28 protein-coding genes and 1 riboswitch are annotated in these 22,699 nt (G+C 36.0%); of the genes, 11 read left to right on the forward strand and 17 right to left on the reverse strand.

The features are described 5' to 3' along the window. Nucleotides 1–19 precede the first annotated feature (19 nt). Nucleotides 20–2,056, reverse strand: coding sequence for a thioredoxin domain-containing protein (locus tag EPL02_RS02895; protein ID WP_131886949.1), 2,037 nt, complete (start codon nucleotides 2,054–2,056; stop codon nucleotides 20–22). 15 nt (nucleotides 2,057–2,071) lie between these two features. Next, nucleotides 2,072–2,542: a GNAT family N-acetyltransferase gene (locus EPL02_RS02900; RefSeq protein WP_094909602.1), complete on the reverse strand. Its 471-nt coding sequence runs from the start codon at nucleotides 2,540–2,542 to the stop codon at nucleotides 2,072–2,074. A 155-nt stretch (nucleotides 2,543–2,697) separates the two neighbouring features. On the opposite strand from EPL02_RS02900, the gene EPL02_RS02905 reads away from it, so the two are divergent. Next, nucleotides 2,698–2,973 (forward strand): DUF4282 domain-containing protein, encoded by a 276-nt coding sequence (locus EPL02_RS02905; RefSeq protein WP_094909601.1) that lies wholly within the window; start codon nucleotides 2,698–2,700, stop codon nucleotides 2,971–2,973. 35 nt (nucleotides 2,974–3,008) lie between these two features. Here the strand turns inward: EPL02_RS02905 and EPL02_RS02910 are convergent, their stop codons facing one another. The 5 genes from EPL02_RS02910 to EPL02_RS02930 all read right to left on the reverse strand — a co-directional run bounded on the left by EPL02_RS02910 (nucleotide 3,009) and on the right by EPL02_RS02930 (nucleotide 7,444). Continuing rightward, a complete protein-coding gene (locus EPL02_RS02910; protein WP_131886950.1) occupies nucleotides 3,009–3,962 on the reverse strand; it encodes a siderophore ABC transporter substrate-binding protein in 954 nt (317 codons plus the stop codon). A 131-nt stretch (nucleotides 3,963–4,093) separates the two neighbouring features. Then, nucleotides 4,094–4,855, reverse strand: a complete 762-nt coding sequence (locus tag EPL02_RS02915) for an iron ABC transporter ATP-binding protein (RefSeq protein ID WP_131886951.1) — start codon at nucleotides 4,853–4,855, stop codon at nucleotides 4,094–4,096. Further along, entirely contained in the window at nucleotides 4,852–5,802 is a 951-nt protein-coding gene (locus tag EPL02_RS02920; protein ID WP_094909598.1) for an iron chelate uptake ABC transporter family permease subunit, read from the reverse strand. The genes EPL02_RS02915 and EPL02_RS02920 overlap by 4 nt, the downstream gene beginning before the upstream one ends. Beyond that, a complete protein-coding gene (locus EPL02_RS02925) occupies nucleotides 5,795–6,745 on the reverse strand; it encodes an ABC transporter permease (protein WP_094909597.1) in 951 nt (316 codons plus the stop codon). The genes EPL02_RS02920 and EPL02_RS02925 overlap by 8 nt, the downstream gene beginning before the upstream one ends. 258 nt (nucleotides 6,746–7,003) lie before the next feature. Continuing rightward, complete coding sequence (locus tag EPL02_RS02930; protein WP_094909596.1) at nucleotides 7,004–7,444, reverse strand: MarR family winged helix-turn-helix transcriptional regulator; 441 nt, start codon at nucleotides 7,442–7,444, stop codon at nucleotides 7,004–7,006. Between the two features lie 135 nt (nucleotides 7,445–7,579). Here EPL02_RS02930 and EPL02_RS02935 point away from each other — a divergent pair, with 135 nt between their 5' ends. The 3 genes from EPL02_RS02935 to EPL02_RS02950 all read left to right on the forward strand — a co-directional run bounded on the left by EPL02_RS02935 (nucleotide 7,580) and on the right by EPL02_RS02950 (nucleotide 9,731). Then, nucleotides 7,580–7,873, forward strand: coding sequence for a putative quinol monooxygenase (locus tag EPL02_RS02935; protein ID WP_094909595.1), 294 nt, complete (start codon nucleotides 7,580–7,582; stop codon nucleotides 7,871–7,873). Between the two features lie 125 nt (nucleotides 7,874–7,998). Continuing rightward, nucleotides 7,999–8,301: a DUF6509 family protein gene (locus EPL02_RS02940; RefSeq protein ID WP_094909594.1), complete on the forward strand. Its 303-nt coding sequence runs from the start codon at nucleotides 7,999–8,001 to the stop codon at nucleotides 8,299–8,301. 527 nt (nucleotides 8,302–8,828) lie between these two features. Further along, nucleotides 8,829–9,731: an AEC family transporter gene (locus tag EPL02_RS02950; RefSeq protein ID WP_094909592.1), complete on the forward strand. Its 903-nt coding sequence runs from the start codon at nucleotides 8,829–8,831 to the stop codon at nucleotides 9,729–9,731. Nucleotides 9,732–9,769: 38 nt separating this feature from the next. Here EPL02_RS02950 and EPL02_RS02955 read toward each other — a convergent pair whose 3' ends face one another. From EPL02_RS02955 to EPL02_RS20755, 3 genes are all read right to left on the reverse strand, one after another. After that, nucleotides 9,770–10,384 carry an acetate uptake transporter gene (locus EPL02_RS02955; RefSeq protein WP_094909591.1) on the reverse strand — a complete coding sequence of 205 codons (615 nt, stop codon included), beginning with the start codon at nucleotides 10,382–10,384 and terminating at the stop codon, nucleotides 9,770–9,772. Nucleotides 10,385–10,502: 118 nt separating this feature from the next. Further along, nucleotides 10,503–10,706, reverse strand: a complete 204-nt coding sequence (locus EPL02_RS02960) for a cold-shock protein (RefSeq protein WP_025907130.1) — start codon at nucleotides 10,704–10,706, stop codon at nucleotides 10,503–10,505. A 333-nt stretch (nucleotides 10,707–11,039) separates the two neighbouring features. Further along, the gene (locus EPL02_RS20755; RefSeq protein WP_165932502.1) at nucleotides 11,040–11,210 is read right to left on the reverse strand and encodes a hypothetical protein; all 171 of its coding nucleotides are present in this window, start codon (nucleotides 11,208–11,210) and stop codon (nucleotides 11,040–11,042) included. Between the two features lie 114 nt (nucleotides 11,211–11,324). Between EPL02_RS20755 and EPL02_RS02965 the strand changes: the two genes are divergently transcribed. From EPL02_RS02965 to EPL02_RS02980, 4 genes are all read left to right on the forward strand, one after another. Further along, the gene (locus tag EPL02_RS02965) at nucleotides 11,325–11,852 is read left to right on the forward strand and encodes a YhcN/YlaJ family sporulation lipoprotein (RefSeq protein ID WP_094909590.1); all 528 of its coding nucleotides are present in this window, start codon (nucleotides 11,325–11,327) and stop codon (nucleotides 11,850–11,852) included. A gap of 348 nt (nucleotides 11,853–12,200) precedes the next feature. Further along, the gene (gene putP / locus EPL02_RS02970; protein ID WP_094909589.1) at nucleotides 12,201–13,682 is read left to right on the forward strand and encodes a sodium/proline symporter PutP; all 1,482 of its coding nucleotides are present in this window, start codon (nucleotides 12,201–12,203) and stop codon (nucleotides 13,680–13,682) included. Between the two features lie 111 nt (nucleotides 13,683–13,793). Continuing rightward, a complete protein-coding gene (locus tag EPL02_RS02975; RefSeq protein WP_094909588.1) occupies nucleotides 13,794–14,459 on the forward strand; it encodes an SIMPL domain-containing protein in 666 nt (221 codons plus the stop codon). 50 nt (nucleotides 14,460–14,509) lie between these two features. Beyond that, the gene (locus EPL02_RS02980; protein WP_094909587.1) at nucleotides 14,510–14,776 is read left to right on the forward strand and encodes a hypothetical protein; all 267 of its coding nucleotides are present in this window, start codon (nucleotides 14,510–14,512) and stop codon (nucleotides 14,774–14,776) included. Nucleotides 14,777–14,827: 51 nt separating this feature from the next. Here the strand turns inward: EPL02_RS02980 and EPL02_RS02985 are convergent, their stop codons facing one another. The 3 genes from EPL02_RS02985 to EPL02_RS02995 all read right to left on the reverse strand — a co-directional run bounded on the left by EPL02_RS02985 (nucleotide 14,828) and on the right by EPL02_RS02995 (nucleotide 18,504). Further along, nucleotides 14,828–16,006, reverse strand: coding sequence for a trans-sulfuration enzyme family protein (locus EPL02_RS02985; RefSeq protein ID WP_131886952.1), 1,179 nt, complete (start codon nucleotides 16,004–16,006; stop codon nucleotides 14,828–14,830). Continuing rightward, on the reverse strand, nucleotides 15,990–17,135 hold the full coding sequence (locus tag EPL02_RS02990; protein WP_094909585.1) for a trans-sulfuration enzyme family protein: 1,146 nt from the start codon (nucleotides 17,133–17,135) through the stop codon (nucleotides 15,990–15,992). Before EPL02_RS02990 ends, EPL02_RS02985 begins: the two co-directional genes overlap by 17 nt. Nucleotides 17,136–17,208: 73 nt before the next feature. Continuing rightward, nucleotides 17,209–17,333, reverse strand: a riboswitch (SAM riboswitch). Nucleotides 17,334–17,427: 94 nt separating this feature from the next. Continuing rightward, nucleotides 17,428–18,504 (reverse strand): CotH kinase family protein, encoded by a 1,077-nt coding sequence (locus EPL02_RS02995; RefSeq protein WP_094909584.1) that lies wholly within the window; start codon nucleotides 18,502–18,504, stop codon nucleotides 17,428–17,430. A gap of 131 nt (nucleotides 18,505–18,635) precedes the next feature. On the opposite strand from EPL02_RS02995, the gene EPL02_RS21310 reads away from it, so the two are divergent. Continuing rightward, nucleotides 18,636–19,439: a CotG/ExsB N-terminal domain-containing protein gene (locus tag EPL02_RS21310; RefSeq protein ID WP_483295829.1), complete on the forward strand. Its 804-nt coding sequence runs from the start codon at nucleotides 18,636–18,638 to the stop codon at nucleotides 19,437–19,439. 74 nt (nucleotides 19,440–19,513) lie between these two features. Here the strand turns inward: EPL02_RS21310 and EPL02_RS03000 are convergent, their stop codons facing one another. Then, nucleotides 19,514–19,924, reverse strand: a complete 411-nt coding sequence (locus tag EPL02_RS03000) for a YppG family protein (protein WP_094911490.1) — start codon at nucleotides 19,922–19,924, stop codon at nucleotides 19,514–19,516. 239 nt (nucleotides 19,925–20,163) lie between these two features. On the opposite strand from EPL02_RS03000, the gene EPL02_RS03005 reads away from it, so the two are divergent. Both EPL02_RS03005 and EPL02_RS20760 read left to right on the forward strand, forming a co-directional pair. Continuing rightward, nucleotides 20,164–20,355 carry a YppF family protein gene (locus EPL02_RS03005; protein ID WP_025907386.1) on the forward strand — a complete coding sequence of 64 codons (192 nt, stop codon included), beginning with the start codon at nucleotides 20,164–20,166 and terminating at the stop codon, nucleotides 20,353–20,355. A gap of 121 nt (nucleotides 20,356–20,476) precedes the next feature. Next, a complete protein-coding gene (locus EPL02_RS20760; protein WP_165932503.1) occupies nucleotides 20,477–20,650 on the forward strand; it encodes a hypothetical protein in 174 nt (57 codons plus the stop codon). 58 nt (nucleotides 20,651–20,708) lie between these two features. Here the strand turns inward: EPL02_RS20760 and EPL02_RS03010 are convergent, their stop codons facing one another. From EPL02_RS03010 to EPL02_RS03020, 3 genes are all read right to left on the reverse strand, one after another. Beyond that, the gene (locus EPL02_RS03010) at nucleotides 20,709–21,059 is read right to left on the reverse strand and encodes a YppE family protein (protein ID WP_094911491.1); all 351 of its coding nucleotides are present in this window, start codon (nucleotides 21,057–21,059) and stop codon (nucleotides 20,709–20,711) included. 40 nt (nucleotides 21,060–21,099) lie between these two features. Next, a complete protein-coding gene (locus tag EPL02_RS03015) occupies nucleotides 21,100–21,345 on the reverse strand; it encodes a hypothetical protein (protein WP_094911492.1) in 246 nt (81 codons plus the stop codon). Between the two features lie 382 nt (nucleotides 21,346–21,727). Beyond that, nucleotides 21,728–22,681: a DUF2515 family protein gene (locus EPL02_RS03020; protein ID WP_256993343.1), complete on the reverse strand. Its 954-nt coding sequence runs from the start codon at nucleotides 22,679–22,681 to the stop codon at nucleotides 21,728–21,730. Between the last annotated feature and the right edge of the window lie 18 nt (nucleotides 22,682–22,699).

Below are 22,699 nucleotides of genomic sequence, written 5' to 3' on the forward strand. Positions count from 1 at the left end.
TGGCGGTATTTTATTGCTTTTATAAAACTGCTTCGATAGCCTTTTTTATTTCCATAGACGGGCGCTCGCACGCAAAATCTTTACACACATAAATGATTGACTCATTTCTTTGGTCATAGCTCTCTATGAAATGAGCATGTGGCATCAGTTCCTTTTTATTTCCAACTAACCATACAACTTCTGGTATAAATGAAGTCTTCAAAAGCTGTATTTCTTCTAATGTCTCTTTAGCTAACACAATGACTTCTTTTATCCCGATTGCCTGTTCAAGCCTCGCTTGCAAAAACTGCGTGTGGCTACTGGCTTGCATTCGAATAAGTGAATAAAACGTTCCCTCCATCTTTTCAACCATTTGTAATAACTTCTCGTTTCCTGTTCGATGACCTAAACGCAAAAGCTGACAAACAGCGACGCTATTACCGGAAGGAAGAGCACCATCGTACACTTCTTTTTCACGCACAAGCAGTTGCTCTGCATCACTCCCAGTAAAGAAAAAACCACCTTTGTCTTTATCCCAAAATAATGAAGTCATATTCTCAGCAATTGCTTTTGCTTTTGTCAGATAATCTACTTTGAGCGTTGCATCATAAAGATCGTTATAAGCCCACAATAAAAACGCATAATCATCAATTAAACCTTTTTCTTTTACTTCTCCTTCACGATAGCGAACCATTAAGCGCTCCTTTTTGTACATATTTTCGTGAATAAAAAGCGCAGCCTGCTCAGCTAGCTCTGTAAATGTTTCATTTTGCAATGCCCGCCCAGCCTTTGCTAATGCGCTTATAATCAAGCCGTTCCAAGATGTTAAGATTTTATCATCAACATGAGGGTATATGCGTTTCTGACGCTCTTTTAACAGCTTTTCATTGCATTTTTTCAGCTTAGCTTCCGTTTCTTTAATGGATTGTTTACTGAGCTTAGCTAGCTCCTCTATTTCCGTTGGTATTAAATGAAGGTGGTTCTTGCCTTCAAAATTCCCTTCTTCCGTAATGCTATATGCACTACAAACAAACTCCGCTTCCTCTTCAGTAAAAAGGTTTGTTATTTCTTCTTTTGACCATACATAATAGGTCCCTTCTGCTCCTTCTGAGTCCGCATCAATTGCGGAATAGAATGCACCTGTTTGACTATCTCTCATTTCACGAATTAAAAATGCAATACTCTCTTCAATTATTTCACGATAGCGCTTCTTTTTTGTCATTTGGTAAGCTTCAATATAAGCATGTAGCAAAAGCCCTTGATCATAGAGCATTTTTTCAAAGTGTGGGATCATCCATTGCTGATCTGTTGAGTACCTCGCAAACCCACCACCAATTTGATCATAGAGACCGCTTGAAGCTAACGAATCGAGCGTTTTTTCAACCATTAATAACGCTGTATCATTATTTGTTAATCGATGATAGCGAAGCAAAAATGTCAGCGTATGCGGCATCGGAAATTTCGGTGATTGCCCAAATCCTCCGTACACTGGATCAAATTGACCAACGAGCTGCTGAAATGCTTGATGAAGAGTACCTTCATCAATTGTGCTGTCTGAAGGAATATGTACAGAAGCTTTTAAACCTTTTACAACCTGCTCTCCTACCTTTTCAACAAAAGACCGCTCATGCAGAAACTTTTCAGCGAGCTGCGGCAGCGCATCCATCATACCTGGTCTATTGTAAGCGCTATTCTTTGGAAAATAGGTACCCGCATAAAACGGTTTTTGGTCAGGTGTTAAAAAGACGTTTAAAGGCCAACCTCCATGATTGGTCATCATTTGGCACACGCGCATGTAAATAGAATCAATATCTGGACGCTCTTCTCGGTCTACCTTAATGGCAATAAAGTGTCTATTTAATAAATCTGCGACTTCTTCATCTTCAAAGCTTTCTTTTTCCATCACGTGACACCAATGACAAGTACTATATCCAATTGATACAAATACAGGTTTATTTTCACGCTTAGCTTTTTCAAAGGCTTCATCTCCCCATGGATACCAATTGACTGGGTTATGTGCGTGCTGGAGCAGGTAAGGAGATTTCTCATGAATCAGTGCGTTAGTATGTTTTTTCATCTTTATCCCTTCTTTCTATAATGGTAGTGTACCGTCTTCTATTACTTTCTCCAAATGAACTAGAGTTAGCTCATCATTTATTTTTGTGGTTCTTACCTCAACAAAACCTTCCTTTTGATAAAGGCGAATAGCTGGTATATTCTTTGATGCTGTAGACACAACTAGCTTAGTAACTGAATAATTCATTTCTACAAAGGCTAGTAATTTTTGAGCAATTCCTTTTTTAAAGTGTACAGGATCAATAAACAGTCGGTAAATATCCAACTCTTTTCCTAACACTTTAAACGAAATAACGCCAGCTAACGTTTCTTCTATGTAGTAACCTAAAAATATTTCTTTGGATTGTTGTAGTTGCAGGAGCGTTTCTTGTAAAGGTGGAATTTCGCGATTATGAATAATTGATGCTTCGACTTCGTATGACCGTTTTTGTAAAGCTAAAATAATTTTTGCTTGTTGATTATTTAGAACATCATTTTCTTTAATCATTAGTTTCTCCCTCTATTCGCATTTTCTACTTTTCTATCATTATATACTTGATTGGTAACATTAAAAATATGTTGATTGTGTTCTAAATAGTGAAGCTTGCTTATATGTATAAAAGGACAACACAACTAGTCTACACACCAAAGGGGAGAAATTAAATGAATAGTAGCTTTTTCAACTTCGACAAGATGTTAACACCTTCTATCATTAAAATTGTCTTCATTATTGTCTCTGTCTTAACAATTTTATTAGGGTTTGGATTTATTGTAAGTGGAATTAATAGCATGTATGGTGGTGGTTCCCTTGTCTTTTTAGGCCTAGCATTAATTGTGGTAGGGCCACTATTTACGCGCATTTACTGCGAAACCTTGATTGTTGTATTTAAAATGCATGAAGCTCTTCATAAAATGGCTGAAATAAGAGATCAAGAATAAAAAAGCGATGCGGCTTAAACCGCATCGCTTTTTCGTCATTGTACTGCTTTTTCAATTTCGTTCGCCATCTCAGCTACTGAAAGTAGTCCCCCACCTGATAAGTACCAGTAGTTCGGATTTAAATAAACAATGTTTCCTTCTTTATATGCTTTTGTTTTTTTAATTAATTCGTTTTCCAGTGCTTGCTTAGCAGAAGATTCCCCACCTACAACTGCGCTACGGTCCACTACAAACAAGTAATCAGGATTCTTTTCTACAATGTATTCAAACGACACTCCTTGACCATGCGTAGAAGCTTCAATACCAGCATCAACTGGCGTAACTCCTAGCTCATCATGAATAATACCAAAACGTGAACCTGGTCCATATGCGCTTACTTTTCCTTCGTTAACAAGAACAATTAAACCATTTTTCTTTGAAGCTTCAGCTTCTTCTTTCACATTTGCCATTGTTTTTTCAACAGCTGCTACCTCTTTTTCTACCTCTGCTTCTTTATCAAAGATTTCGCCTAGCGTTTGTGCATTTTTCTTAAATGAATCCATATAGTTTTCTGTATCTAAGCCCATATAAATTGTTGGTGCAATTTTAGTAAACTCTTCGTATTGCTCAGCTTGACGCCCTGAGATAACGATTAAATCCGGGTTAATTTCGCTGATTTTCTCAAAATCAGGTTCTTTTAATCCCCCTACATTTTCATACTTCTTATCTTCATATTTTGATAGATAAGAAGGCATGCTGTCTTGGGGCACACCCGTTACGTTAATTCCCAATTTATCCATGGAATCTAACGTACCAAAATCAAAGACTACTACCTTTTCTGGATTTTTTTCTACTTTTGTTTCTCCTAATTCATGCTGAACTGTAATTGTTTCTTCCTTTTTTGCTTCTTTCTTTTCACTATCAGCAGTCGTACTCGCTTCATTTGATCCGCAAGCTGCAACTACAACTGCAAGCAATGCTGCTAGAAATACCATATATAGCTTCTTCATCTAACTTCCACCTTTTTTATTGTATTTAAAATATATGTGAATTACTCTAATCACCGGGTGCTATTTTCGCACTTCATGTAAAGGGCCCAGTGCTAAATAACCTCTTAATTAAAGCAATAATCACCTTACCTTTAAGCTGAAAAATAAACGCCTATCTTGTTTCCATTAATGGTTTGAATAGGAATATGCATATCATAGACGTCTAAGAGCACATCTTCTTTAATAATTTCAGCAGTTACTCCATGCTTAATAAGTTGTCCATTCTTTAAAGCAACAATGTAATCTGAATAGCATGAGGCAAAGTTAATGTCGTGAATAACGATAATAATCGTTTTGCCTAACTCATCCACAAGTCTTCTTAAAACCTTCATGATTTGAACAGAGTGCTTCATATCTAAGTTATTTAAAGGTTCATCAAGCAAGATATAATCCGTATTTTGAGCTAAAACCATTGCAATGTATGCTCGTTGACGCTGTCCACCACTTAGTTCATCAATGTACTTATGCTGCATTTCTTCAAGCTCCATATATGCAATCGCTTCGTCTATATATGCTATATCTTCTTTTTTCAGCTTTCCCTGTGAATATGGGAATCTACCAAATGATACCAGCTCTCGAATTGTAAGCCGCATTGTTAAGTGATTTGTTTGTTTCAAGATTGAAATTTTCTTTGCTAACTCATTACTTTTGGAATTCATTACATCGTGACCTTCTAGTAAAATTTCGCCTTCATCTCTTTTTAAGATGCGACTAATCATAGATAGGAGCGTACTTTTCCCTGCTCCATTCGGTCCGATGAATGATGTAATTTTCCCCTTGTGAATTTGGACAGATACATCATCTATTACTTTTTTGTTTCCATACCTTTTTGTTACGCCATTAACAGCAATCATGTTCTACTCCCCTTCAATAAAAGATAAAGAAAATACGCGCCGCCAATAAAGTTAATAATGACGCTGAGCGTTGTTGAAAATGTGAAGACACGTTCAACTACCAATAAACCGCCTACTAAAGAGAAAACACTAATGATAATAGAACCACCTAGAAGATACGTGTGACGATATGTTTTAAACACTTCATGCGCTACGTTAACAACCAGCAAGCCTAAAAACGTAATGGGTCCAACCAATGCTGTTGCGATAGAAATAAAGATGGCAATTAGCACAAGAAGCTTCTTTGTCACTGCATCATAGTCAATTCCAAGGTTAATCGCTTCTTCTCTTCCCAGTGATAAAACGTCTAAATACTTAACATACCGAAATCCGTATACGCTCAGTATGATAACTAGCAAGAAAGATAGAAAAAGTAGTTCCGTTTGGACATTATTAAAGCTTGCAAACATTCGATCTTGTACAATTAAAAATTCATTCGGATCAATTAATACTTGCATGAAGGAAGAAATACTTTGGAAAAACGTTCCGAAAATTAATCCAACTAACAGTAAAAAATAGATATTACTTTTTCCTTCTTTCTTAAACAACATTTTATAGAGAAGCATAGCAAACAGAACCATTCCTACAATTGAAAGCATAAAGTTTATATTTTTATTCATCGTCAAAATATTCATTGAGCCAAATAAGAAAATGAGAAGGGTCTGAATAAGCATATATAAAGAATCTAAGCCGATAATACTCGGTGTTAAAATCCGATTGTTCGTGATGGTTTGAAACACGACGGTCGAAACCGCAATTGAAAATCCAGTTAGAAAAACTGCTGCTAATTTCTCTAAACGCCTTGGCAGAATATAGTCCCAATTACCATTTGATTGATAAAATACAAACAATAAAGTTACGCCTACTGTCAAGGTTGCTAAAACTATTAATTTTAATCGATTATTCATAAACCTTTCTCCTAATCAACATGTACAAGAATATACCACTACCAATGACGCCTACCATCATACCAATTGAGATTTCGTATGGATAAATGATAACTCGTCCTAAAATATCACAAACTAGTACAAAAACTGCTCCAAGCAAAGCTGTTTGCGGGAGACTGTTTTTTAAATGATCTCCAGCATAAATTGACACAATATTCGGAATGATTAGTCCTAAAAAAGGAATCATCCCAACGGTTAACAGTACAATGGATGACACAAGTGCTACAATGACTAACCCAATGTTCACAATTTGCTTAAATGGTAAGCCCAAATTTGTAGCAAAGTCTTCTCCCATTCCTGCAATCGTAAATTTATTAGCATACAAGTAGGCAATAACCATCAGTGGGACACTTAAGTAGATCAACTCATATTGCCCTGAAATAATGGTAGAGAAATCACCTTGTAGCCAAGAACCAATGCTTTGAATTAAATCATTTTTATACGCAAAAAAGGTGGTAATTGAACCGATAACATTCCCAAACATTAAACCAACAAGAGGAATAAAGATTCGGTCTTTTACTTTGATAGAATCTAAAATCTTCATAAAAATGAAAGTTCCGATTAAAGCGAAAACAAATGCAACCAACATTTTTTGAATTGGACTAGCCGATGTGAATAACATCAGTGCTACTAAAACACCTAAGCGTGCAGAATCCATGGTTCCAGCAGTCGTCGGAGAAACAAATTTATTTCTTGTAAGCTGCTGCATAATCAACCCGCATATACTTAAGCTTACTCCAGCAATAATGATGCTAATTAATCGTGGAAAACGACTGATTAATAGCACTTGAATTTGCTCTTGATCAAAGGATAAAATTCCGTGAATGTTTACTGGTGATACGCCGATAAATAACGAAATAAGCGATAATAAAAATAGTAGAATAATAAGATACCTAATTTTCACGCTGCTATTCTTCCTTACTATGTATAATTTAAAACAACAATAACGATAATCATTATCAATGATTGATAAAAAAATAAAATGATGTCTCCATCACTTGTCTTGTTATCTTACCACTTACTATATGATAATGAAAATCATTATCATATGTCAATAGGATTTCCCTATTTTTTCTTCATTTCCACATAAAAACTTGTTTAAACAAGTTTTTGTTCAAAAATAGCCTCCATTTGTACTTACCTGACAAACGGAGATTACCTGTTATCTTAAATTATAGCGGATTTTATTTAGTGTTGACAAACAGATTGCTAACTCTTCTTCTGTTAAACCTTCTGATGCATCGCTAATTGTTTGCTGTGCCAGCTTTTCTAATTCTACCTGAATGCTTTTTCCGTATTCTGTCAAATAAATCAAGTTAATTCGACGATCCGTTATATGTGGAACTCTCTTTACTAACTCACGCTTAATCATATTATCAATTAAACGTGATACGCTTGCTTGATCGCGTTCATTTTGAATGGCTAGCTGATTTTGAGTTTGGCCATCTTTTTCATATAACCTACTCATAATCTGCCACTGTTCGTATGTAAGAGGATAATCATTATTTTTAAAATGATGATTTAAACGGTTCATCATTAAGCGTGAGGCGTGAAACAATCGATATCCTAGCGAATCATCTAATTTATAGCTTTCTTTGTTCATACTTCCGTGCACTCCTTTTGTTTCAGTTTATCGCACCTTCATCCATATGTCCATGTACAATATACCAAAATGTATATTCCTCCCTTTATTTCGAAAGAATAATAATAAAATTTCATTAGTCAAAGGAGATTTTTTATGTCCGTTATAATAGTAACCGCCATCCTCGAGGCAAAGCCAGGTTCCGAGGAAAAACTATACGATGCCTTGCTAAGCGTATTGGCACCGTCAAAGAGTGAAAGCGGATGTATTCAATATGATTTGCATCGCTCCATCGAAGTCCCTTCCACTTTTGTTTTCTACGAACAATGGCGGGATAAACATGCTTTAGATGAACATTTATCAAGTTCCCACTACAAGGATTACCGAAAGCAAACAGAAGCTCTCGTTTTAAATCGGACAGTTCATTTATTAAAACTTGTAAATCCTTAAGCAAACAATCATCCTTTGTTCTCTTTTATTATTTAGGCTATAATAAAGAAGCTCTTTAGTTGCTTTTCTCTTACATATTATTAAGCCAGGGGCAATTTTTGTTTCAAACAGAAAGGATAAAACATATGTTTTCAATTCGTGAATACACAGTAGAAAAATTGCAAGATCCATTTGGAATGTTATCAGGTGAACGCTATGAATTTCATCTTTATATCGATGTAGATGAAGAGGATGAGTTATATACAGGCAGTGACTTAGGCCTTCGAACACTTTATATTATTAAAGATGGCGAATCTTCTATTTCTCAACCTTATTTTTATGAAATTTCTACTAATAAGGTGTTAGATTTTGAGCTAGAAGATGATGAAGCCGATGAAGTTCAAACATTTTGTAGCAAGCACCTAGAAGCTGAAAGTACAGAAGAGTAAGGTAAAAGAAGCTGGGACATAAGTAATTCAGCCAATGATAAACCTGAACGATTGAGAGTTTCTCACTTTTAATCGTTCAGGTTATTTTGATTATGAAAATAATTTTGAAAACATGGTGAAGTGGAGCGTAGCGGAATAGCCCTAACGTATTCTGACAATATAAAAAGTAAGAAAAGGTTTTGGTATGTTCCAGCCTCTTTTTATTTCTTTTTTCCTTCATGTTCCATTAGCTTTTTTACTATCTCTGTAGGCTTCCAGCAGTTAAACTGATACGCAGGCTTCGTTTCGTACCCCAGTCTGGAACAAAAGTAACTCATCCCACTTTCAAGTTTGATACTTTTAAAGTGCTGACAGGTTGCACAACAGTGGAAATTCCGCACGGTTCTTCCCCCTTCTTTTTATATTTTCTTGTATAATAAGTATATTATACTATCACTTTACTTTTCTTTAACATATGATTCTAAGAGCATGATTGCAAAAATTTCTCACCTTATACTTAGATTACCTCTTATAGAAAGGAGAATTTCATGGAATTTTTACAAGTGCTACTTCCTATTTTTGGGATTTTCACTCTTGGATTTATCGGCCAAAAGACCATTGGTTTTGATACAAAAAACATCTCCAAAATGTCTTTGTATTTAATGTCTCCGATTCTTGTCTTTCAAACATTTTATACGAATCAACTATCCGTTACATATTTGTATCTAGGCGCCTTTTTACTCATCCTTTGTTTGTCAATCATTGCAGTTGTCAGACTAATTGGATTTATTCGAAGCTATTCAACAACGGAGACATGTGGCATGATTCTCGCTTCTGCATTTATGAATAATGGTAACTACGGTACTCCTGTAGTCTTATTAGTATTCGGAGCAATGGGATTAGATATAGCAATTGTACTAATGGTTCTTCAACAGCTCATTATGTGTACCGTTGGTGTGTACTATGCTGCAAAAGGAAGTCCTGAAGCTAATGGAATCAAATCTGCTTTGCGTGCTGTTGCAACGATGCCGATTGTATACGGATCCATCTTAGGGCTGACTTTTCAACTTCTACATATTACGTTAAGTCCACCTGTTGAAGAAGCAGTTAGCTTAGTAGCAAGCGCGACAATTCCAACAGTTATGATTGTTCTAGGAATGCAGCTTGCTAATATCAAATTAAAAAACATTGCGTTTCGCAAACTGTCTTTTTCATTATCATTGAAACTATTAGTCTCACCAATCCTTGCTTTTATCATTGTTCAATTTTTACCCATCGATCAAATGACAAAGCAAATACTCATTATTATGGCTGCAATGCCAACGGCAGCTAATACCACAATGTATGCGCTCGAGTATAACACTGACACTGAGTTTGTCTCATCATCTACGCTTATTAGCACCTGTTTGAGTCTTATTACTCTTCCGATTGTATTGAGCGTTGTAGTCTAAACAAAAAGAGGAACTGTTATAACAGTTCCTCTTTTTGTTCATTTTTTAAAAATCCCGAACGGCTTTCCAATTGGAAGCACTTCTCTTCCAAAATGCGTATTTAATACTGCTGCCGCTGATCCATAGAATGACATAATTGCAATTAAAAGCTCTGAAAAAGCAGCTAATAAGTGTGTGAAATGGTACATAACATTAAATGAGCTCAATGATAATCCAACAAATAAGAAATCGATAAGAACAAAAATAATGAAAAGAACTTTATTCGTTTCCATTGCCCCTACTGTCATAAACAAGCTAAAAATTAAATAACCGATAAAAGCCATACCTAATTGTCGCCCATCAACTACTGCGAGTTCTTCCCCAAAAACACCTAGCTGCATTAACCATGAAGCAGCTACACCGAACCAAAACAATCCAAAAGCCCCAAATGCAGTCATACCAAATGTATTGTTATGCTTGCCATCTTGAATAGCTGCGAAAAGTTGCGCAAGACCACCTAAAAAAATAGCCCACGGCAAAATAAAAGCTAGTCCATCTGTTAAGCCTAACTTTTGCGATGATGCTACTAGCGTCACCATTGCTAAACCGAATAATCCAATAGCTGATGGATCAGCAGTTGTAATCTTTACTTCTTGTGCTTTAACTTGACTCATTTTTTACCTCCTAAAATACACATGCTTAAATAAGGTACTTGTTTATTGGGAAGCTGTCAATACATTTTTGTAAAATAGAAAAAGCTACCTGAAATAAGGTAGCTTTTAACAATTAAAATTAAAGTTTTACAACGTTTTCAGCTTGAGGACCACGTTGACCTTCAACGATTTCAAACTCTACGCTTTGGCCTTCTTCTAATGTTTTAAATCCGTCTGTTTGGATAGCTGAGAAATGAACGAATACGTCATTTTCTCCTGGAACTTCGATGAATCCAAATCCTTTTTCACTATTAAACCATTTTACTGTACCTTTAGTAGCCATAAAAACCTCCAAAAAAATGTAAAAAATTTAATATGTTACTCTATATTTACACCGTAAATAAAAAATTCACATATTATAAAGACTTTCTACTACGAAGTAGACTTCCTTTATAACACGTGAATTGTGTATCAACCATCTAGTTCGTAATAAATCCTCTCATTCTAAAATGAGTGAGAGCACTTAATCTTTTATTTAAAAATTAAAAATGTTTACGTTTTCATTCTACAATAGCTTCCTTTAAAATGCAAGCGCTAACGGTAGTTTTTTACATTCTTTCTCTGATTGATTCAGCAAAGAATGAAAAGCCGAAGCAACAGGTTCGGCTGTTATCTATTATGTAAGCATATTATCTAAATTTTCATCGATAATTTCTTTACGTTGATTTTGTAGCGTTTCGAATAACAATCGTGCTTCTGTTTCTGTTAAAGCAAATGTTGTTTTCTTATGTTCATCCCCTGTTTCGCTCCGTATGATTAATAAGCTTTCTTCAATTCCATGATTCATTCATACCACTCCTTTTTGTCTTAGTATAAGCCTATTCCAAATTTCTATGTATGTTTTTACCTCGCTTAACGAAAGCTAACCAACGAAAGTTATTTTCGCAAGGAGGAATGGGACATGATAAAAAAATCACTTTTTGTAGCAGCTAGCTTTGCCACAACCCTATCATTATTTGGATGTAACACTACAGATCAAGGAAAAGATGGGCTTATTAATGATGATACGGTTCGCAACGTTTCATATGAAAATGACATGGATAATAACACGAATGACGTAACGCAAGAGAAGAAGCGTGATCAATATGCTGAATCACGCATGGAAGTAGCAAACGGTGCAGCTGATCGCGTAAATGCGTTAAGCGAAGTGAAAAATGCAAACGTTATTGTGATGAATCGTAATGCATATGTTGCAGCGGTTTTAGAAGATAAAAAAGAAGGCAAGCTAACAAAAGAAATGGAAGCAAAAATTGCTGATGAAGTTAAGAAAGCAAACAACAATGTGCAAGAAGTATATGTTTCAACAAACCCAGATTTTGTTGATCGCATGAATGGTTATGTAAATAAGTTAGAAGATGGACGCCCAATTACAGGCATTATTGATGAATTTAATGAAGTAGTACGCCGAGTATTTCCAAACAATCGTTAAATTAAAAAAGGTCGTTCTCATACGGCCTTTTTTGTTTTAGAACACGTACATATTTTCAATTAAAAGATCCCATATTAAATAGTAGAAAGCATTAATTTATAAGGTGATTTATTCCAATAAACAAAGATCATTTACATGTTTAAATATTCCGAATAGTTTTACTTTATTTTTATTAGGTAAGCGCTTTCTTCAGCTTTGTTTATGCAATGAAGCAGGTTTCATTGAAAAAATTTCATGTTTAACAACTTGATACTCTGGGAAAAGTTTGTTAGCTTAAAAAACCGTAAGCTGTTTATATGACACGATTTTCCACACGTCATATAGAGAAACAGAAAAAGGAGAGATATTGTGGATATTAGTTTATTTATTTCACTAGCCATTTATTTTATAGGGATGCTAGCTATCGGTTGGTATGCTTATAAAAAATCTACTGATGACATTTCAGGCTACATGCTAGGCGGTCGTGGACTTGGTCCTGCTGTAACAGCCCTATCAGCTGGTGCATCTGACATGAGTGGTTGGATGTTAATGGGTTTACCAGGTGCTATGTATGCTACAGGAGTATCTAGTTTATGGATTGCTGTTGGTTTAACAATCGGAGCATATCTAAATTACTTAATTGTTGCTCCACGTCTTCGCACGTATACAGAAGTAGCAAACGACTCCATTACAATCCCAGATTATTTTGAAAACCGCTTCAATGATACATCTAAAATTCTTAGAACAGTATCAGCCATCGTTATTTTTGTCTTCTTCACTCTTTATACTTCAGCTGGTATGGTATCCGGTGGTACATTATTCGAGTCTGCATTTGGATTAGACTATCGAATTGGTCTATTTGTAACAGCAGGTGTTGTTATTGCTTATACACTATTCGGCGGATTCTTAGCGGTAAGCTTAACCGACTTTGTACAGGGTATTATTATGTTTGTGGCTCTTGTTCTTGTGCCAATTGTAGCGTTTACTGAACTAGGTGGCGTTGGTACAACATTTGACGTGGTTCGTGACATTAACCCAGCCTATTTAGACTTTTTTAGAGGCACAACCGTTGTTGGAATTATCTCATTCTTAGCTTGGGGTCTTGGTTATTTTGGGCAACCTCATATTATTGTTCGATTCATGGCTATTTCGTCTATTAAAGAGCTAAAACCAGCTCGTCGAATTGGTATGGGTTGGATGATTATTTCTATTATCGGTGCAATGTTTACTGGTTTAGTTGGTATCGCTTATGTTAACCAAACTGCCACAACATTAGCAGATCCAGAAACAATTTTTATTAAATTTGCCCAAGTATTGTTCCACCCGTTTATTACCGGATTTTTACTTGCAGCGATTCTTGCTGCAATTATGAGTACAATTTCATCTCAGCTACTTGTAACATCAAGTGCTATTACGGAAGACTTTTATAAAGCATTTTTCCGTCGTGAAGCGACAGATAAAGAACTTGTATTAGTAGGACGTCTGGCTGTACTCGGTGTTGCGATTATCGGTATTCTCTTATCGTTAAATCCAAATGATACGATTTTAGGTCTTGTAGGTTATGCATGGGCTGGGTTCGGTTCAGCATTTGGGCCTGCAGTTTTACTAAGCCTATACTGGAAGAAGATGACTCGTTGGGGTGCTCTTGCCGGTATGATTGTTGGTGCTGCTACGGTCTTAATTTGGGTAAACGTACCTGGATTAAGCGAGGCGCTTTATGAAATGATTCCTGGTTTCGTACTAAGCTTTTTAGCTGTTATTGTTGTTAGCTTATTAACGAAAGATCCTTCGAAGAGAGTTCAAGGGACTTTTGTTGAAATGGAAGAAACGTTAGAAGAAGAAACGAAATAATCTCAAACGAAAGCTCGCAAATATCTTTTTGCGAGCTTTTTATTTTCTATACGTAGCCCAAGCTTTCTCTTCATACGTATATAGATAAGAGCCTATAAGGAGGTTAATAATATGCATCCATCCATGTTTCCATATAATCACCAGCCCCCACCATCACGTGAAGAAAACGAGCGTGAGTTAAAAGTAATAGGAGAAGGCCGAATTACTGCTGTCCCTGATGGAATTTCAATTATTATTGGTGTTCGTACAGAAAACTTAAGCGTACAGCAAGCGTTAAAAGAAAATACTACCGTTTCAAATACAATGATTGATGGCTTTCAAAATGCTGGAATTGAACAAAGTGATATTGAAACAGCATCGTTTACTATTAATCCGAAATATGACTACACTGATGGCAAAACGACATTAGTTGGATACGAGGTACAGCATTTATTTGAAGTCCATGTTGAAGATATTAAACAAGCTGGTGAAGTGTATGCTATCTCTGTTGCAAGCGGTGGAAACGTAGCAGAAGATATTCGCTTTTTTGTGAAAGATCCAACACCCTATGAAAAGCAAGCTCTCTCTCAAGCCGTTCAGCACGCTGGAGAAAAAGCAACAGCTATTGCAGATACACTAGGTGTTCCCCTAAACCCTATTCCGCTGGAAGTCACTGAGCGGACGCAACAGCCTCCTGGTGGCTACATAGTGGCAGCTAAGACACTTGGGTCTGCTCCTCCGATTCAAACGCAGTCTTTGACAGTTGTATCAGCTGTGGAAGTGACATACAGATATTAGAAGATGTGTGCTAAACTAATACGTATATTAACCAAAGGAGTTTATACATCATGCTATCAGATGAACAATTGTTTAGCGCCTATCAAAAGCTTTGGATAAATCGTTCTTTTTCCAATCAAGATCATCTTTCTATTAAAGAAAAGCTAACCCAGGCCATTCAAAAAGATTTACAAGATGAAATGACGCACCCTCGAGTTCGAAAATCACCTGAAGTAAAATATGAACTTGCCGTTCAGCGTATTCAAAATAGTAACCTTATTCATAGTGAACAGCTGGCTTTAATTGATCTCTATACAAAACTACTCAAGAATTGCTAAAAAAGAGGTTGTTTCTATTCAGAAATAGAAACAACCTCTTTTCTTCTATTATTATTTAGTTACGACTTTTTCTTGAAAAGAAATTAGCGCATTGTTAAAGTCTTCCCTTAAATCTTCATACTCTTCAAGTCCAACTGATAAGCGTAAAAGTGATTCTGTGATGCCTTTTTGCTCTCTCACTTCCTGTGGAATGCTAGCGTGAGACATTGTCGCTGGGTGTGTTAAGATCGATTCAACTGCGCCCAGGCTTACACCAATTGAAGATAAACGCACGTTTTTTAATATATGCTGAGCGAGTTCATTACTTTTCAATTTAAATGAAATAATTGCTCCGTATCCGTTTGCTTGTTCAGTAATCAATTCATAATCAGGATGTGTCTTCAGCCCTGGATAATAAACCGCTTCAATGTCATCTTTTTTTTCAAGCCATTTAGCTAATTCTAAAGCTGTTTGTTGCTGTTGATCTAATCTCACTTTTAATGTTTTAATACCTCGTAGAAATAAAAAGCAATCCTGTGGCCCCAAAATAGCTCCAAATGCATTTTGAACAAACTTCACTTCGTCAGCAAGTCTTTCATCACTTACAACAACTAATCCACCAATCACATCACTATGACCACTAATATACTTTGTTGCACTATGAATCACAATATTTGCTCCTAAATTAATTGGTTGCTGCAAGTAAGGTGTCATAAACGTATTGTCAACAATTGTTAGCAGGCCATAACGTTTAGCTAGCGCTGCAACACTTTTAATATCCGTTACTTGTAGGAAAGGATTTGATGGACTTTCAATGTAAATTGCTTTTGTTTGGCCTGAAATGACTTTCTCTACTTCATCTACATTTGCCATGTTAACAAAAGTCGTTTTAATGCCAAACTTGGAAAACAATCTTGTTAACACGCGATACGTGCCACCATAAATATCATTTGAAACGATAATTTCATCTCCTGCTTCAAATAAACAAAGAACAGATGATACAGCGGCCATGCCTGATGAAAATGCAAATCCTGCAGCTCCGTTTTCAAGCTGCGCAATCGTATTTTCTAAAGCTTCTCGTGTTGGATTACCTGAACGTGAATAATCATAACGCCCACCGTTGGTTTCGTCTTCTAGATTAAAAGTAGACACTTGATAAATCGGAACATTTACCGCTCCAAAATGTCCATCAATACCCGTTTTTGCGTGAATTAACTTTGTGCCGAATGAATGTTTATTGTTTGTATGCATCAAATGCCTCCTTTAAGTCCTGAATTAAATCATCTGCGTGTTCGATTCCAACAGATAAGCGCAATAAACAATTCGTTACGCCAACTCGATTTCGTATTTCTTCTGGGATGTCTGCATGAGTTTGACGTGCCGGAAACGTCATTAAGCTCTCTACACCACCTAGACTTTCAGCAAAGGTAATAACTTTTATGTTCTCAAGTAAAACTGGCACAATTTTCGGGTCCGTTACAGCAAAGGAAATCATCCCCCCAAAGCCTCCTGCTTGTTGCTTCATTACATGATAGCCTGGGTGTGATTCAAGACCTGGGTAATAAACTTTCTCAACTAACTCATTTTTAGTCAGCCAATTCGCAATTTTCAGTGCATTTTCGTTATGTTTCTCCATGCGTAAAGCAAGTGTTTTAATACCTCGTAACAATAACCAGCTATCTTGCGGACCTAAGATTGCACCAGCTGCATTTTGATAAAAGCGAATTTTTTCACCTAGCTCGCAACATCGCGTAACGACTAAGCCAGCTACTACGTCATTGTGACCACCAATGTATTTACTAGCACTATGAATTACAATATCAGCTCCGAGAGTAAGTGGTCTTTGATAGTAAGGTGACATAAACGTATTATCAACAATTGTTAACAAATTACTTTCTTTAGCAAGTTGAATTATTCCTTTTAAATCCGTTACGTGCATCATTGGGTTTGTTGGTGTTTCAATGAACAATGCTTTCGTATTCTGCTTTACTGCTGCCTTAACTTGGTCTAAGTGAGCAGTATTCACATACGTTACTTCTATACCTTGCTCAGCAAAAATATCATTTAAAACTCTGTATGTACCACCATATAAATCTTCAGAGACGATTAAATGATCACCGTTTTTAAACAAAGCAAGTACAGCCATAACTCCTGCCATTCCTGAAGCAAATGCCGCTCCAACTTCTCCTGCTTCTAACGCTGTAATCGCTTCTTCTAACGCTGTCCTTGTTGGATTAGCCGTTCGAGCATAGTCATATCCTGTGCTTTCTCCTAAACGGGGATGTGCAAACGTGGATGCTTGATAAATAGGTGTAGTAATAGAGCCTGTAGCAGGGTCTCGATTGACACCTGAACGAACAAGTAGTGTTTCAATATGCATAATGTCCTCTCCTCTTTGCAGTAAATAAAAAAAACTCTTCACAGATGGAAGAGCGTTCGCTTAATCACGACTTCTCTCATCTGTTAAAATACAATCGTATTCCACAGGAATTAGCACCGTTCAAACTTACTGAATAACGTATGATTTGATGGTTGCTGGGCTTCGCAGGGCCAGTCCCTCCGCCACTCTGGATAAGAGTTTTATTAAGTTAATTATTCATTGTGTATACTTTAATAAAAATAACAAAGAATGTCAATAGAATTTTCAAAACAATTTCAATTATCTTATTTATTCAAAAAGACTTCATGGATTTTCTTAAATAGGCTTCTCTTTCTTTAATAAAATTACAAATAAACGCAGGCTCTTGATAAAAGGTTGCTAACTTGTGCTGTAGATACGGATCTTTTTCTACATAAGGTAAAATTAATTGATGAAGGTCTTCAACTCTTGGTTTCATATAATTAACGGTGAACTGATGATCTAACACAGAATTCATTTTTTTAATATACTGATTCTTAAATTTTGATATAGCCAATAAACGTGCTGTTAACGTATTAAACCCTTCCATTCTTACATAGTTACTTTCCATTTCATCTCCATTAACATCGCGTCCCCATGTAGCATCATAATCCCAAGGAAGAAGTTCAAAGCACTTTGTATCACTGTTTCGGTACAAAGCATAGTTATGAACAAAACCATCAAAATTTTGAAGGCAAATTACTCCCACTAACCAAGCCAAATAGCGATCTACTTCTAAGTGCTTTTCAATGTTATCTTCAAATTCTTGATTTGTCCATGTGTTTAAATTGTAAATAAAATATTCTAATGCTTCTTCATCTGCTCCATATGCTACTTTTGTTTCGTACCCTGATTGAAGTGATTCTTTTGGCTTCTCATCCAAATCACTCATTAACGAGAAGTTTGCATCTCCGTCTACAGCATAAAAAATAGAGCCTTTTGGCAAATTACGCTTTGTTAAGAAATACTCATTTACCGATTCTAACTGTAAATACACGCCTTCATTTTTCCCGTTAATGGTAAGATGAACAAACTGTGATTTAGGTGATAGTACGCCAAGATCTGAAAAGAAATCCAGCGATAGCTTATTTCGAACTAACGAGGGATCTTTGTATTCTGCATTGAGATGAATTTCGTTGGTTTGCCCAAATTTCTTTGGTGAATAAAACTCCACATAGTACGATTTCTTTCTCATTTCTCGAATGTGTGATCCCCTTAAGGTTAAACCGATTTCATACCTTTTTTTATGGACTTTCATCACTGCAGGTATCGCATCTTCAGACCAAATATCAGCTTTTAACTCTTTAAAATCCCGAACATTAGCAAAAACAGAATAGGTGACAATTCCCATCTCGTTCCCTCCTTTTAGATACATTTTAAATTATATGAGCTCCTCTCCTAATGAGATGCTAGAAACTCCTTGCTTATTTCTTAAAATTCCACGTTTACCTCATAGCAAGTACTGTGCTTTAAGCGTATCTTATGGTGAAAGCAAAAAATAGTTTCTATAAGGAGGTTTTTAGATTGTATATTCAATCTAAGCGTATTCGTAAAGCTGCTGAATCTTTACAAAAATCAGATCTAGGCAAATTTATGTATCAAGAACCAAAAGGTCACTGCTCTAAACGTTCATCTAAAAAAACAGCTCATTCTCATAAAAAGACGGAGAAAAAAACAGAAAAGAAAACAAATAAAAGAACGGAAAACAAGTACTGTACAAAAAGATCACGTGCTTACAGAAAAGTAACGTGCTTCTGTAAAGAAAAGCACTCCCACACATCTAAGCGTTCTTGCAAAAAACATTCTCACTCCACAAAGCACTCTCATAAAAAGCACCGTTCTTGTAAAAAACACTCTCACTCCACAAAGCACTCTCATAAAAAGTACCGTTCTTGTAAAAAACATTCTCACTCCACAAAGCACTCTCATAAAAAGCACCGTTCTTGTAAAAAACATTCTCACTCCACAAAGCACTCTCATAAAAAGCACCGTTCTTGTAAAAAACATTCTCACTCCACAAAGCACTCTCATAAAAAGCACCGTTCTTATAAAAAACATTCTCACTCCACAAAGTACTCTCATAAAAAGCACCGTTCTACTCAAACATTTAAACGTTCTCATAAAAAAGATAACCATTCTTCAAAAAAATCAGGTCATAAGAAAAAAACTGGTCATTTACACTTACCTAACTTAACGAAACATCCAATCACAGGCAAAAAACCAGTTAAAAAATGTCACCATTCTCCTTGCTTCTGTAATCACCCATTTAACCGCTTCTTTAGATAAACTATTACATGCTCTACAAGGCATTATCGCTTCTTGTAGAGCTCTTTTATTCCTTTTACATGCTGTACAACTTTTTATATTTTAAAGATACCAGTAAACCCTTTTACTAAAGTTGTTAATTGATTCATTGCTCCCATCATTTGCCCCGCGGTATTCATCATTTTATTGACGTCGTAATTCCCGTCTGAAGATTTAAATTGAGACATTAACGACTGAAATTGGTTAGGCTGCTGCTTCATTTGCTGATTACCTTTTGGATAAGGATTTGGAAAAGGCATTCCATTTTGATAAAAAGGATATTGCTGTTGATTGTTTACATATTGCATTTGAGGTGGAACTTGAGCATAAGGCTGTTGCGGCAACTGTGTATGATGCCATGGTTGCTGATGGTATTCTGGAAATGGGTACACCTGACTTAAATCAAACCGTTCTTCTTCCCATTGATTCTGCATGTAATATGGATAAGGATTCTGTTGATTATACATACTGGCTCGCTGCCCCCTTTTAAAAATTTTATTATATGGTATGTGGGTACTCAATCTGTGGTGACGCACTACGCCTTTTATTTTTCACTTTATATTTAGAAGAAAGTTGTGAAAAATGTTAGTTTCTGTCGAAAGTTTAAATTTTTCAAAAAAACGAGATAATTTCAATCTATGTTACGATAACTATAAGTGATGCTAACAAGACGAGCACACAAAATGGGGATAAGGAGTGAATTTACATGTATGTGAACGAGCTTCAACAAGCTTTTATGGCTAAAAAACAATATGAGCCAACTTCAAGTAATGAGCTGCTAGACTTCGCGCAGCAGCAGTATTTAAAAGGTTGTTTAACACTATCCGATTATAAAATCGCCGTTCGTGAGCTGGAACAAATCGGAGCTTCAAAACCCGAATTTGCACACGAGAATTAACTGTACTACATTGCCCTCAGCCGATTGACTGAGGGCTTTTCTATATTTAGCTACTTATACTCCTCGCTACTGTGACGCATATTAAAAAAGATCGTCCATTTCATTTCAAGGAGGAATTTACATGAGTCGAGGAAAACACTTTAATCATAAAAAGCAAGGCCATGAACCAACCGTTTCGCAATCAGGACAGCACGTTGCACCAAAACATACTCAAAAAGTGGATTATGTAATTAATACAGTCGGTACGGAAGACGATCCTGCCGTTAGCATCCACGTGCAAAAAGACAACGATTAATTTAATTACAAAACAGTAAAAGCCTAAAAGTGTAAATACACTTTTAGGCTTTTACTGTTTAATCATTCATTAGAATGGACTCTAATACGTACTTATTTGACTGATACATTTGCTTAAAGCGCTTGTCTCGCGTCTCTTGATAAAAAGACTGGAGCACTACGTTTTGCAAGTTTTCACGAAGAGTATCCACTTGATTAATGTGAATATATTTAGGCTTTGTTTCTTTAAGCCACTTGGTAACAAGATCCGTCCACATGTCTAACTCATTAAAAAACTGATCAACATATGGTTTGACTTCTCCAAAGAAATTCACCTCATACTCTGACTTACTTTTAATATTAGATAAACGAGTAAGAGCTAACTCATTATAGTGATGTAGTACTTTTGTTGCTTCAATCATTGAATTCATATTTGTCACCTCAACGATGACATTGTACCATAAATTATCGTTACACTGTACGTAGTAGTACTTCTCTTCTCCGCCATTCTGATTGAGGTGGGATTTCATAGGCTGCAGCTTCAATTTCTCGTAACGACTGGTCAATACGCTGAACGTGATTGCTATACGCTTCTTCACAAGCAGTAAACGCTTCATTAACTTGTGAAGATAATGTATCTTCTACAACATCTATTTGCTCTAATACATTATCGAATAAACTTAACACTTCGTTCGTATTTACCATTTTCAGCTTCATAGCCATCCCTCCAACTTTTTGTTTAACTACCTATTCTCTTTTTATTTTTAATCTACCTTCATACATGACAAAACTAGTTTCCATTCGGCAAAGAAAGATGTTTTACGCAGAAAATGTTTTAATTTGCACGAATTGAAACACAGAGGAGTGAAAACACTATGACTAGATTGTGCAAGAAATACGTATTGTATGTGCAGTCAACTTTGTTACAACATTCAGTTGGAGGTGTAAGAAGTGGCAAATAAGCATGAACAAAAACAACCAAAAAACAAACCTGAAACAAAAACATTTGGTGACCCTAAAAAATTAAACGGACCAAACCGTCCGTCTACGTAATATGTCCACCTAGATAGAAAAAGCTGTTTATACAAAACAGCTTTTTCTACCTAAAAAACTTCTTTATTCCTACCAAGACATGCAGCTGCTTCTGTTTATTTTGGTACCACTCCGTAATTGGTGTAGGTAAAGATAAATTAAGCTCCTTCATCAGTTTCTTCTCTTTACGCTTTGAAATTTCCCACTGTGCTCTTTTTTTCTCATGATGTGAAACAATTGGAAACGTTGTTCGTAAATAAGGTGTATCTCTTTTTTTTGAATGAAATATGTACTGTTCATAGTCAACACGTGATCCCGTATGAACAGTGGACATTGAAAACTGAAGAAATTTTGGATACAAAGCTTGTGAAAACAGCAGTTCACCAAGCTTTTTACCAAGCTTAATTCGCTCATCTACTTTGGTGAAACTATGTACAGAACACCCATAGATTTCACCTTCTATTGTAGGAAATAAAACAGAGCTGAAATGTAGAGAATCCTGAAAATGAAATAGTAAGCGGTGAAACACTTTCTTTTGATAGAAAGGATGTTCTACTACTGCCGGCTCAATAATATGCTGTTCATTAATAATGAGAGCATGCATGAGCTCAATTTCTCTTTTCTCTCCCCAAAAGGCAGTCCATTTTTCGTACATAAATGGAGATACATAAAAATATTGGAGAAGATGAAAATAAGACTTCTCGTGTTGTTTTGACACTTCGTATAACAAAAGCTGCGGAAAAGCGTCTTGAAAGATCAGCCAATTTGCTCGCTCGTACGTTAAGAATAATAAATCTCGCGTTTCCGTAGATAGAAGCTCCGGAAACCACTTTCCCTGCAAATCACACATATTCCAGCCTGCGTTTCGTGAGACCATGCTAGCTAGAAACGACCACTTTATTTCAGGGTGATTATTGTAAAAAGTTGCGTAAGCTTCTGTTCTTGATATATTATCAATGTTCAGCTGTTTTGTTTTACGCTTAATTATATCAACTACTTGCTGTTCAAAGCTTGTCAACATGCTGCTTTCTTCCTTTAC

Origin of the sequence: Bacillus sp. CBEL-1 (assembly GCF_004348885.1) — a bacterium.
In the GTDB taxonomy this organism is placed as follows: domain Bacteria; phylum Bacillota; class Bacilli; order Bacillales; family Bacillaceae_H; genus Priestia; species Priestia aryabhattai_A.